Raw genomic sequence first — 11924 nt, 5'->3', positions numbered from 1 at the left:
CGCGTGGTGCCGTGCCCGCCGGACGTCCTACAGTGACACCATGGAATCTCGCACCCAGATGACCGCCACGGAACTCCGACAGCTCCAGGCGCCCCTCAAGGACCGCTACCGGGAGGACCCGGAGGCGGCCCGCACGCCCCTGCACTCCCACGGCGACTTCCGGGACCCCGGACTGACCTGCACGGTCGACAGCTGGGCGGGCCCCGTGCGGGGCGGTCCGCACTCCGCCACCGGCGGTGACGGCAGCGACGCCTGCTCCGGGGACATGCTCCTCGACGCGCTCCTGGCCTGCGCCGGGGTGACCCTGCGCAGCGTCGCCACCGCCATGGGCGTGGAGGTTCGCTCGGCCGAGCTGACCGCCGACGGCATGTTCGACGCCCGCGGCACCCTGGGCGTCGACCGGTCCGTGCCCGTCGGGGTCCAGGACGTCGTCGTGACCGCCCGGGTGGACGCGGACCTCGACGACACCGCCCTGGGGCGCCTCGCGCGAGCCACGGAGCGGTACTGCGTGGTCAGCCAGAGCCTGAAGGCCGACGTGAAGTTCGTCCTCGAGCGCATGTAGCGACCTGCTGCTCAGGACGGGCAACGGCCCCGGAAGCCCAGGCTTCCGGGGCCGTTCCCCCGGGTCAGGCCAGGACCTGCCGCTTCGCCGAGATGACCCCGGTGTTGAAGCCGGCCAGGTGGAGACCGCCGTGGAAGCGGGCGTGCTCGATCTTCACGCAGCGGTCCATGACCACGTCGAGCCCGCCCTCCTCGGCGATTCCGGCGGCCTCCTCGTGCCAGGAGCCCAGCTGCAGCCACAGGGTCCTCGCCCCGACGGCCACGGCGTCGCGGGCCACACCGGGGAGGTCCTCGTGGCGCCGGAACGCGTCGACGAGGTCGGGGACCTCCGGCAGGTCCGCGAGGGACGGGTAGACGGGCCGGCCCATGATCTCGTCCAGCACCGGGTTGACGAAGTACACCCGGTACGGCGAGGAGGACAGCAGGTAGGTCGAGACGAAGTAGGAGGCGCGGGACGGCTTGTCGGACGCGCCCACGATGGCGATCGACTCGGTGCCGTGCAGGATGCGCAGCCGCTCGGGCGCGCTCGGCCCCGTCCAGGTGCGGGTCTCGGCGGTCATCGGAGCGCTCCTTCGACGGTCGGGGCGGACTCCCGGGTGAGCCCGGTCGCCGCGGTGAGGGCCTGGTCCAGGTCCCAGAGGATGTCCTCGGCGTCCTCGAGGCCCACCGACAGGCGGATGAGGTCCTCCCGGACCCCGGCCCGGAGCAGCTGCTCGGCTGACAGCTGCTGGTGGGTGGTCGAGGCCGGGTGCAGGACGAGGGTGCGGGCGTCGCCGATGTTGGCGAGGTGGCTGGCCAGCTGCAGGTTCTCGATGAAGCGGGCGCCGACCTCCCGCCCTCCGAGCCGCTCCGTGGGGGAGACCCCGAACGCGAACACGGCGCCCGGGCCGAGGGGCAGGTACTTCCGCGCCCGGTCGTGGTGGGGGTGGCTCGGCAGGCCCGCGTAGTTGACGTAGGAGACGCGCGGGTCCTCCTCGAGCCACCGCGCGACGACCTGCGCGTTGGCCAGGTGCGCGTCCATGCGCTGCGGCAGCGTCTCGACGCCCTGGAGCAGGTTCCACGCGGACTGGGGGGCCAGGGCGGGGCCGATGTCCCGCAGCTGCTCGGTGCGCAGCCGGGTCAGGAACCCGTACTCCCCGAAGTTCCCCCACCAGGTGACGTCGTTGTACGTCGGCACCGGCTCCGTCATGGACGGGAAGTTGCCGTTCGCCCAGTCGAAACGGCCGGACTCGACGACGACGCCGCCCAGGGTGGTGCCGTGGCCGCCCAGGAACTTGGTGGCGGAGTGGATGACGATGTCCGCCCCGTGCTCGAACGGACGGATCAGGTACGGCGGGGTCATGGTCGAGTCGACGACCAGCGGGACGCCGGCCTCGTGCGCGACCGCGGCGAGGCCCTCCAGGTCGGCGATCTCCCCGGACGGGTTGGCCACGACCTCCGTGTAGACGGCCTTGGTACCCGGGCGCACCGCGGCCCGGTAGTCGGCGGGGTCGGTGCCGGGCACGAACGTGGTCTCGATCCCGAAGCGGCGGAGGGTGACGTCCAGCTGGGTGACCGTCCCCCCGTAGAGCTGGGCAGAGGCCACGATGTGGTCCCCGGCCTGGGCGAGCGCGGCGAACACGAGGAACTCGGCGGACATCCCGGAGGCGGTGGCCACGGCGCCGATGCCGCCCTCGAGGGAGGCGATGCGCTCCTCGAACGCCGCGACCGTCGGGTTGCCGATGCGGGAGTAGATGTTGCCGTACTTCTGCAGGGCGAACAGGTTGGCGGCGTCGTCGGCGTCCTTGAAGACGAACGAGGTGCTCTGGTAGATCGGCACCGCGCGGGCGCCGTGCTCGGCGTCGGGGGTGCCCCCGGCGTGCAGGGCGCGGGTGCGGAACCCGAACTGGTGGTCGGCCATGGGGAGAACTCCTCGTGCGAGTGGTGCCGCTGGACGGTCCCGGGCGGAGACGGACCCGGGCGAGCGGGCCGGGGGTGCGCTGCTCCATCGGTCCTGGCGGTAGCACCGTGCGGTCTGCGACGTCGACCACGGTTGCTGCGGCGTCGTCGATCCAGGTCTCTCGGCCGCTCGGGATGGCTGCCTCCCATTGTGCTGCCCCGGGCCGCCCCGCGCCAACCGGGCGTGGCGTCTCTAGACTGGGAGGACAGCCTCCCCGACGACGAGAAGGTCCGTCATGCGCTCCGCCCCACGACCGGCCAGGACGGGCACGCCGCGGAGCGCTCCGTGGCACGCGCTGAGCGCCCGCGAGGTCCTGGAGGGCCTGTCGGCCCCGGCCGGCGGACTCAGCGCGGGGCAGGCGGCCGGGAGGCTGGCCGAGTTCGGGCCCAACGTCCTGCCCGTCACCGAGGCGGCGCCGTGGTGGGCGGTCCTGCTGCGCCAGTTCGTGAGCCCCATCATCGTCGTGCTCCTGCTCGCCGGGGCCGTCACCGCGGTCCAGCGGCACTGGGTGGACGCGGGCGCCATCTTCGTGGTGCTGCTGGTCAACGCGTCCCTGGGGTTCTACCAGGAGCGCAAGGCGGAGCGGGACGTGCGCGCCCTGCGCTCGCTGTCCACCCCGTCCTGCCGTGCGCTGCGGGACGGGCAGGAGCACACGGTGCCCGGCCCGGACGTCGTGCCCGGGGACGTCGTGCTGCTGGAGAGCGGTGAACGGGTGCCGGCCGATCTGCGGCTGCTGGAGGCCAACGGCCTGCAGGTCGACGAGTCCATGCTCACCGGGGAGTCCCACGCCGCGACCAAGCGGACGGAGCCGGTGCCGGAGGCCGCCGGAACGGCGGACCGGACGGACATGGCGTTCAGCGGCACCTTCGTCACCAGCGGCCGCGGCCGGGGCGTGGTCGTCGCCACCGGGCAACGGACCGAGCTGGGGGCCATCAACGAGCTCGTGCAGGGGCCCTCCGGGCAGAGCCCGCTGCAGGTGCTCACCCACTCGCTGGAGCGCCGGATCGGGCTGGTGGTCCTGGTGTCCGTGGTCGTGGTCTTCCTGGTGGGGCTGCTCCTGGGCAACGAGCCGTCGCAGATGTTCCGCACCGCGGTGGCGCTGGCGGTGGCCACGGTCCCGGAGTCGCTGCCGATCGTGCTGACCGTGGCGATGAGCGTCGGGGTCTCCCGGATGGCCCGGCACCACGCCATCGTCCGCACGCTGCCGGCGGTGGAGACGCTGGGCTCCACGAGCACGATCGGCTCCGACAAGACCGGCACCCTGACCCAGAACCGGCTCACCGTGGAACGGCTCTGGGCCGCGGACGCGGGGGCCGACCTCGTCGAGGAGGAACCCGGAGGGGTGGACTCCGACCTGCTCCGCGCCGTGCTGCGGACCGGGGCGCTGACCAACGAGGCCGTGCCCCGGGCCGGGGCCGCGGACGGGGACGGCGGCTCCGCGTACGTCGGGGACGCGGTCGACGCCGCCATGGCCGCGGTCGCCGTGTCCCTCGGCGCGCTCACCGAGGAGGAGCGGGGGACGCCGCCCGTGGCGCACCAGCCGTACGAACCGCACCTGCGGTACTGCCAGACGGTCCGCCGCGACGCGCAGGGCCGGCGGATCCTGCACGTCAAGGGTTCCCCCGAGGCCGTCCTGGAGCACTCGGTGGCGCTCGCCCGGGCCGGGGGGCCGGGGCCGCTGGACGAGGACCTGGTCCTGGCCGCCAACGAGGAGATGGGCCGCGACGGGCTGCGGGTCATCGCGACCGGCGTCCGCGTCCTCGACGACGACGAGGAGCTGCTCGATCCCCTGCCGCCGCCGAGCGGGCTGCTGCTGCTGGGCATGGAGGGCATGGCGGATCCGCCGCGCCCGGGGGTGGCGGAGGCCATCGCGGAGTGCCTGCGGGCCGGGATCCAGGTGAAGATGATCACCGGGGACCACCCCGTGACGGCGATGGCCGTGGCCGAGCGGCTGGGGCTGCCCACCGACGCCGCCGCCCTGACCGGAGCCGAGATGGCGGGGCTCGACGACCACGGGCTCGCCGCCCGGCTGGAGCAGACCAGCGTGGCGGCCCGGGTCGCCCCGCAGGACAAGCTGCGCATCGTCCAGGTCCTGCAGGACCGGGACCACGTCGTGGCCGTGACCGGCGACGGGGTCAACGACGCCCCCGCCCTGAAGGCCGCCTCCATCGGCGTGGCCATGGGCAGGTCCGGGACCGACGTGGCCCGGGAGGCAGCCGACCTCGTGCTGACCGACGACAACTTCGTCACCATCGTCCACGCCGTGCGGCAGGGCAGGGTCACGTTCGCGGCCATCCGCAAGGCCACGTTCTTCCTGCTCTCCACGGGGGCCGCGGCGCTGCTCGCGGTGTCGCTGAGCGTGGTGGTCGACCAGCCGCTGCTCTTCCTGCCCGTCCAGCTGCTGTGGATCAACCTCGTCACGAACGGGGTGCAGGACATCGCGCTCACCCTCGAAGCCGCGGAGGGCGACGAGCTGGCCCGGCCGCCCCGGCCCCGGTCCGAGGGCGTGCTGTCCCGCACCCTGTGGTTCCGGGCGGGCATCACCGCCGTGTGGATGGCGCTGGGCGTGCTGGCCGTCTTCGGCGCGGCACTGGGGACCGGCGCCGACGAGGTCCACGCCCGGTCCCTCGCCCTGACCACGTTCGTGCTGTTCAGCTTCTTCCAGGTCATGAGTGCCCGTGCCGAGCACAAGTCCCTGTTCCAGCTCGACCTGCTGGGCAACAAGCCCCTGGTGCTCACCTCGTTCGCCGCCCTGGCGCTGCACTGGGGCGTCCTGGCGTGGCCGGTCTCGGCCGGGCTCATGGGGCTGGCGCCCCTGGACGCCTCCGAATGGCTGCTCGCCGTGCTGGTCGGCTCCAGCGTGCTGGTCGTCGTGGAGGCGGAGAAGCTCGTCCGCCGCTGGTCCCGGCGCCGGAGGGCCCGCTAGATCACCAGGCCCAGCGCGAACGGCCCGATGAGCACGGTGAAGATCGTGATCAGGATGACGCCCACGATGTTGAGCACGACGCCGCCGCGCACCATCTCGGCGATCTTGACCTGGCCGGTGGCGAAGACGATGGCGTTGGGCGGGGTGCCCACGGGGAGCATGAACGCGCAGGTGGCCGCGAGCGCCGCCGGGATGAGCAAGGTCATGGGGTCCACCCCGATCCCGACGGCGACCCCGCCCAGGATCGGGATGAACGTGGCGGCCGTGGCGGTGTTGGACGTGATCTCGGTCAGGAGCAGGACGATCAGCACGACCGCGGCCAGGAGCAGGACGATCGGCAGGGCGCCGAGTCCGCTGACCTGTGCGCCGAACCAGGCGTCGAGACCGGTGCCGGCCACGGCGGCGGCCAGGGACAGACCGCCGCCGAAGAGCAGGAGCACGCCCCAGGGCAGGCCCTCCTCGGCGTCGTTCCACTCCAGGGTCATGTTCCCCTGCTTGTCGCCGGGGAGCAGGAAGAGCAGCACGCCGGCGCCGATGGCGACCACCGTGTCGTCGAAGAGGTCCAGCCAGGGCAGCTGCTCGCCGATGTCGCCGATGCCGGCGAGCAGTCCCGGGACGATCCAGAAGAACGCCGCGGTGACGAACACGGCGAGGACCGTCTTCTCGCCCTTGCTCATCGGCCCCAGGGCGGCGATCTCCTCATTGATGAGCTCCTTGCCGCCCGGCACCTCGTCCAGGTGGAACCGGAAGACCACGCGGGTGATGATCAGCCACGCGAGCCCGATGAAGACGATCACGATGGGCACGCCGAGCATCATCCACTGCGCGAAGCCCACGGTGCGGCCCAGCTCCTCGCTGATGTAGCCGGCCACGATGGCGTTGGGTGGGCTGCCGAGCAGGGTGCCCAGACCGCCGATGGTGGCGGCCCAGGCGATCGCCAGGACCAGGGCCACGCCGAACAGGCGCACGTCGCGGTCGTCGATGACGTCGCTGATGGCCTTGCCGGAGCGGATGTCGTCGCCCATGGTCTCGGTCTCCGCCCGGGTGCCGGCGTTGCGGCTGTTCTCGACCACCAGGGTCAGCACGGACAGCCCGATGGGCAGCATCATCAGCGTGGTCGCGGTGTTGGACACCCACATCGAGAGGAAGGCCGTGGAGATCATCAGGCCCAGGATGATCTGCCGCGGGTGGGTGCCCACGCGGCGCAGGGTCAGCAGCGCGATCCGGCGGTGCAGGTTCCACTTCTGCATGGCGATCGCGATCAGGAAGCCGCCGAGGAACAGGAAGACGATCGGATTGGCGTAGGGCGCCGTGACCTCGGACACCTCGAGCGCGGTGAGCACCGGGAAGAGCACGATCGGCAGCAGCGAGGTGATGGACAGCGGCACCGCCTCCGTCATCCACCAGACCGCCATCAGCGCGGCGACCGCGCCCACCACGCGGGCGTCGGCCGAGACGTCCGCGCCGCCGAGCAGGAACCAGACGAGCAGGGCCAGGAGCACGCCGAGGCCGCGGAAGAGCCAGGTCTTCCCCGCGGGACGGGGGGGTTCGCGGTCCTCCGGCTCGTAGTCGAACTCGCCCTGCTCCGGGACGATCCTGCCGGGGCGCTCGTTCATGTGATCCACCTCACGGGTCTGTAGGACGTGCCCGAAAAGTAGCAGTCACGCCCCCGGGCGGCAAGGTACGCCGGGCGGAGTCACTGCGGGCGCGGCGTGTCCCCGCTCCGGCGCGGGAAGCGGTTGCGCAGGTTCTCCCGCGCCACCGCGGAGAGGTTCTCGATCGGCAGCCCGGCGGGGCAGACCTCCACGCAGTCGCCGAGCAGGGAGCAGGGCCCGAACTGCTCCTCGGCCGCGTCGATCACCTTGGCGGAACGCTCCCGGCGCTCGGCGTCGTCCGTGGCCAGCGGGGGCAGCTCCTTGAGCAGGGTGCCCACGAAGAGCTGGCCGGAGCCGTTGGGGCAGGAGGCCACGCACGCCCCGCAGCTGATGCAGCCGCCGTTGGCGAGGGCCTTCATGCCCACCGGGAACTTGGCCGCCTTCGTCACCATGCGCAGCGCCTTCTTGTCCACCGAGAGGTCCTGCTTGACCGGGAAGGACGAGGCCCGCAGCGGCTCGATGCGCACCCGGTCCCCGTCCCGGTAGGCCCCCAGGTGCTGCATGCAGCTCGCGGCGTTGCGCTCGGGGCCGTGCGCCACGCCGTCGACCGTCACTCCGCACTTGCCGCAGATCCCCTCGCGGCAGCCGTCGTCGAAGACCACCGGGCCCTCGCCGGCGGCCGCCAGCTGCGCGTTGATCCGGTCGAGCAGCTCGAGCACGGTCATCTCCGGGCTCGCGTCCGGGACGTCGTAGGCCGTGAAGTCCCCGGGCTCCTCCGGGGAGGGCTGGCGCCACACGTCCACGGTCAGGGAGAAGGTGCTCACTCGCTCGGGTCCTTGTCGTCTCGAAGAATGTCGGCTCGCAGAAGGTCGTCTCGCAGGATGTCGTCTCGCAGAAGGCCGGCCCGCAGCAGGTCGTCCGGAGGACGGCCGTCCCGACGCCGGGGGAGGGCCACCACGGGGTCAGCGCACCGCGCGGGTCAGCACGGCCACCGGGATCGTGGTGTTGCCGGCGGCCACCGCGGCGCCGAAGGCGTTCGCGGCGACCCGCAGCCGCCGCTGGAACCGCTGGTCGCCGCTCACGCCGACGTCGTTGGCGATCTCCGGGATGCCGTGCACCAAGTGGGCGGCCAGCGCCGCCATGGAGACGGCGTAGGCCGCGGCCACGGGCGGCCGGGAGAGGCTGGCCACGAGGTTGGCGTAGGCGCTGCCGTGCTCGAACCCCCGGGCCGCGGCGGGCCGGGCGCCCAGGGTCAGGTCCAGGACGTGGAAGACCGTGAACAGTCCGAGCACGCCGCCCGTGCTGCGCATCGAGCGTTTCGCCACCTCCCACGGGGAGCGCCGGCGCCCCCGCGGGCGACGGCCGGTGCGCGGCAGCAGCGTCCCGTTCGCCGCCCAGGACCGCGCGGTGAGCACCGCGGCGGCGCCCGCGTGGACGACCAGGCCGGTGGCGAGCACGCCGCGTGCCGTCCAGAGCACCGTGCCGTGCGGCAGCACGGGCGCGCCGGCGGTGCGGAGGAACGCGGCGTAGGCGTCGAACTTCTCCTCGCCCTGGTAGACCTTCAGGTTCCCGAGCAGGTGCACCAGCACGTAGCCCGAGAACAGGGCGCCGGAGCCGGCCATCGCGAGCTTGAGGTCGGTGTTCGGCAGGGCAGGCAGCAGCCCGTCCGGCGCGGGGCGGGCGGTGCCGGCGGGGCGGGGGGACACGTTCACGGCATTCATCCTAGGGGCGGTGCGGACTGGGACGTCACAAGTCTCAACGTCCTTGCGGAGGGGGTTGCGGACCGTCACGGAGCCGCGCCGAGGGGTCGTTCTCGGCCTTCACCGGCCTCCGCGCCGGCCTCCTCGCCGGTGCGAGGGGTCGTTTCCCGCCGGTGTGAGCAGCTCATTCCGACCGGAAGCGACCCCTCGCGGCGGGGTCTACCGCCGCGCGGCCAGGACCGCGGCGATGTGCTCCAGCGCCTCCTCGTTCTGCAGCGAGGACCGGTCACCGAGGGGGGTGCCCTCCCACAGCTGCGCGAGCAGGCGCCGGGTGATCTTCCCCGACCGGGTCTTCGGCAGGTCCGGGACCGCCACGACCGCCCGCGGCTTGGCGATGGGGCCGATCTCGTGCGCCACGTGCTCGCGCAGCGCCGCGGTCAGCTCCTCCGCCGGGACCCGCGCGGCCTCGGGGGTCAGCACCACGCAGGCGAGCACCGCGTGCCCGGTCAGCTCGTCGCGCACGGGCGCCGCGCCGGCCTCCAGGACCCACGGGTGGGTGACGAGCGCCGACTCGATCTCGATGGTGGACAGCCGGTGCCCGGAGACGTTGATGACGTCGTCGACCCGCCCCAGGATGTAGATGTCCCCCTCCTCGTCGTAGCGGGCGCCGTCCCCGGCCAGGAACCAGCCCTGCTCGGCGTAGGCCTGCCAGTAGGAGGAGAGGTAGCGCTGCGGGTCGCCCCACACGGTGCGGGCCATCGAGGGGCCGGTCCGGTCCACCACCACGAAGCCCTGCACCCCGGGCGGGACCGTCTCCCCGGCCTCGTCCACCACGCGGGTGGAGATCCCCGGGACCGCCCGGGTCGCGCAGCCGGGCTTGAGCGCGGTGCGCGGGGCTCCGTCGTCGAACGTCCCCGGGGGCGCGAACTGGGGGTCGTGCGGACGCGGGGACATCACGGTGGCGCCGGTCTCGGACTGCCACCACGTGTCCACGAACGGGACCTCGTCCCGGCCCAGCTGCGCGCGCAGCCAGCGCCAGGCCTCGGGGTTGATCGACTCGCCCACGGAGCCGAGCAGCCGGATGGAGTTGAGGTTGTAGAGCGGCGGGACACCCTTCGGGAACGCGCCCATGAGGGAGCGGATCAGCGTGGGCGCCGTGTAGTAGGTGGTGACGCCGTAGCGCTCGATCACCTCGAAGTGCCGGCCCCAGTGCGGGGTGTTCGGGGTGCCCTCGTAGATCACCTCGGAGACGCCGTTGACCAGGGGACCGTAGATCTCGTAGGTGTGCGCGGTGACCCACGCGAGGTCGGCGGTGCACCAGTGGACGGTCGAGTCCACCTTCGCGGGGTCGTTGACGGTGGCCAGCTCGTCGGGGCGCAGCTCGCCGTCCGCGTCCTCGACGTCGGGCAGCAGGTCGAAGAGCAGGGCGTGCGTGTACGCGGTCTGCACGAGGTAGCCGCCCATCGTGTGCACCAGGCCCTTGGGCCTCCCCGTGGTCCCGGAGGTGTAGATGATGAACAGCGGCGTCTCGGCGTCGAACGCCTGCGCCACGTGCACGTCGGACTGCTCGGCGATCAGCTCGTGCCACCACACGTCGCGCCCGCGGGTCCACGGGACCGCGTCCTCGTCCTTGGAATGCGTTCCCCGGGTGCCCCGGGGCAGGTCCGTGCGGCCGGGCCGGGAGGTGCGGCGCACGACGACGACGTGCTCGATCGCGTTGTCGCCGCCGCAGGCCTCGTCGGCCACGGCCTTCACGGGCACCACGGCCCCGCGCCGGTGCTGCCCGTCCGTGGTCACGAGGACCTTGGCGCCGGTGTCCTCGACGCGGAACCTCAGCGCCTCGGCGGAGAACCCGCCGAAGACCAGCGAGTGCACGGCGCCGATGCGGGCGCAGGCCAGCGTGATGATGACGGTCTCCGGGATGACGGGGAGGTAGATCACCACCCGGTCGCCCTGCTCCACCCCCAGCGCGAGCAGGGCGTTGGCGGCGCGGGAGACCTCCCGCTGCAGGTCGGCGTAGGTGTAGACCAGCTGGTCCCCGGGCTCGCCCTCGAAGTACAGGGCCACGTGGGCGCCGCGGCCGGCCTCGACGTGGCGGTCCACGCAGTTGTGGGCCACGTTGAGCTTCCCGCCCTCGAACCACGCGATCTCGGGGACCGACCAGGTGGGGTTGCGCTCCTCGTCCTCGCCGATCCGCCGCGGCTTCTCGAAACGGTGGGCCGTCGTCCACGGCGCGGCCCAGTCCAACCGGGAGGCCTGACCCTCCCAGAACGCGATCCGGGCCTCGTCGGAGACCAGTGCGGGGTCGGGGGTGGGGGAGAAGGGGTTGCTCCAGCTGAAGCTCACGGTGCTGCGGTCCTTTCCTGCCGGCACGGACGACGGGTCCACTGTGCCAGGCGCACGTGTCAGGCCCATTTCTTCACGGCCCACTTCTCGAACACGCCCAGCAGCGCGTCCGAGATCTTGCCGAGCACCGCCAGCAGGACGATCGCCAGCAGCAGGCGGTCGGTGCGACCGTTGTTCTGCGAGTCGGTGAGCAGCCAGCCCAGACCCATGGAGGCCCCCAGCAGCTCGGCGGCCACGAGGAACAGCCACGCCTGGGCCAGGGCCAGGCGCAGCCCCGAGATGACCGACGGCATGACGGCCGGCAGCTGCACCGTGGTGAGCAGCCGCAGCCCGTGGAGCCCGAAGGCCCGCGCCGCCTCGATGAGGTTGCGGTCCACGTGCTGCAGGGCCGCGGAGACGGTGGTGTAGACGGGGAAGAACGCGCCGATGGCCACCAGCGTGACCTTCGAGTCCTCGCCGAGACCGATCCACAGCAGCAGCAGCGGCACCCACGCCAGGGACGGCACCGCGCGGAACGCCCCGATCGTGGGGCCCACCAGCGTGGAGCCCCAGCGGGAGAGGCCGATGAAGGACCCGGCCACGAGTCCGAGCCCGGCGCCGACCACGAAGCCGATCAGCACCCGCTGGGTCGAGATGCCCACGTGGGTCCAGAGGTCCCCGCCGGCCAGCAGGCCGATCCCGGCCTCGAGCACCGCGAGCGGGGCCGGGAGCTGCACGGCGCTGAAGACCCCGGCGGTGGACAGCACGTGCCACAGCACCAGCAGCGCCGCGGGCAGCAGCAGGCCCAGCACGGCGCGCAGCAGCGGCCGCCGCCGGGGCGCCGCCACGGCGGGGGCGGGCGCGCCGTCGGCGCGCTC

At 73.0% G+C, this 11924-nt stretch carries 9 protein-coding genes; 2 read left to right on the top strand and 7 right to left on the bottom strand.

The genetic code is table 11. The features are described from left to right. Window positions 1-40: 40 nt before the first annotated feature. Complete coding sequence (locus Q0817_RS14780; protein WP_298589785.1) at window positions 41-562, top strand: OsmC family protein; 522 nt, start codon at window positions 41-43, stop codon at window positions 560-562. 64 nt (window positions 563-626) lie between these two features. Here Q0817_RS14780 and Q0817_RS14775 read toward each other — a convergent pair whose 3' ends face one another. Beyond that, a complete protein-coding gene (locus tag Q0817_RS14775; protein WP_298589782.1) occupies window positions 627-1121 on the bottom strand; it encodes a CoA-binding protein in 495 nt (164 codons plus the stop codon). After that, window positions 1118-2461: an O-acetylhomoserine aminocarboxypropyltransferase/cysteine synthase family protein gene (locus Q0817_RS14770; protein ID WP_298589779.1), complete on the bottom strand. Its 1344-nt coding sequence runs from the start codon at window positions 2459-2461 to the stop codon at window positions 1118-1120. The genes Q0817_RS14775 and Q0817_RS14770 overlap by 4 nt, the downstream gene beginning before the upstream one ends. A gap of 274 nt (window positions 2462-2735) precedes the next feature. Between Q0817_RS14770 and Q0817_RS14765 the strand changes: the two genes are divergently transcribed. Next, a complete protein-coding gene (locus tag Q0817_RS14765) occupies window positions 2736-5426 on the top strand; it encodes an HAD-IC family P-type ATPase (protein ID WP_298589776.1) in 2691 nt (896 codons plus the stop codon). Here Q0817_RS14765 and Q0817_RS14760 read toward each other — a convergent pair. The 5 genes from Q0817_RS14760 to Q0817_RS14740 form a co-directional block, all read right to left on the bottom strand. Further along, window positions 5423-7042 carry an SLC13 family permease gene (locus Q0817_RS14760; RefSeq protein WP_298589773.1) on the bottom strand — a complete coding sequence of 540 codons (1620 nt, stop codon included), beginning with the start codon at window positions 7040-7042 and terminating at the stop codon, window positions 5423-5425. The two genes, Q0817_RS14765 and Q0817_RS14760, sit on opposite strands and share 4 nt — an antisense overlap. A gap of 80 nt (window positions 7043-7122) precedes the next feature. Then, on the bottom strand, window positions 7123-7845 hold the full coding sequence (locus tag Q0817_RS14755) for a 2Fe-2S iron-sulfur cluster-binding protein (protein WP_298589770.1): 723 nt from the start codon (window positions 7843-7845) through the stop codon (window positions 7123-7125). Window positions 7846-7983: 138 nt separating this feature from the next. After that, a complete protein-coding gene (locus Q0817_RS14750; protein ID WP_298589767.1) occupies window positions 7984-8742 on the bottom strand; it encodes a succinate dehydrogenase in 759 nt (252 codons plus the stop codon). Window positions 8743-8940: 198 nt separating this feature from the next. Then, complete coding sequence (locus Q0817_RS14745; RefSeq protein ID WP_298589764.1) at window positions 8941-11067, bottom strand: AMP-binding protein; 2127 nt, start codon at window positions 11065-11067, stop codon at window positions 8941-8943. A gap of 59 nt (window positions 11068-11126) precedes the next feature. After that, window positions 11127-11894 carry an ABC transporter permease gene (locus tag Q0817_RS14740; RefSeq protein ID WP_298589879.1) on the bottom strand — a complete coding sequence of 256 codons (768 nt, stop codon included), beginning with the start codon at window positions 11892-11894 and terminating at the stop codon, window positions 11127-11129. Between the last annotated feature and the right edge of the window lie 30 nt (window positions 11895-11924).

Origin of the sequence: uncultured Kocuria sp. (assembly GCF_947500125.1) — a bacterium.
Lineage (GTDB): Bacteria > Actinomycetota > Actinomycetes > Actinomycetales > Micrococcaceae > Kocuria.
Note: the sequence above shows the minus strand (reverse complement) of the source record. Positions and strands in the feature narration are given on the sequence as shown.

Excerpts from the sequence above, each read along its gene's own strand:
- Q0817_RS14770 (WP_298589779.1), bottom strand. The coding sequence starts at position 2,461 with ATGGCCGACCACCAGTTCGGGTTCCGCACCCGCGCCCTGCACGCCGGG.
- Q0817_RS14780 (WP_298589785.1), top strand. The coding sequence starts at position 41 with ATGGAATCTCGCACCCAGATGACCGCCACGGAACTCCGACAGCTCCAG.
- Q0817_RS14775 (WP_298589782.1), bottom strand. The coding sequence starts at position 1,121 with ATGACCGCCGAGACCCGCACCTGGACGGGGCCGAGCGCGCCCGAGCGG.
- Q0817_RS14765 (WP_298589776.1), top strand. The coding sequence starts at position 2,736 with ATGCGCTCCGCCCCACGACCGGCCAGGACGGGCACGCCGCGGAGCGCT.
- Q0817_RS14750 (WP_298589767.1), bottom strand. The coding sequence starts at position 8,742 with ATGAATGCCGTGAACGTGTCCCCCCGCCCCGCCGGCACCGCCCGCCCC.
- Q0817_RS14760 (WP_298589773.1), bottom strand. The coding sequence starts at position 7,042 with ATGAACGAGCGCCCCGGCAGGATCGTCCCGGAGCAGGGCGAGTTCGAC.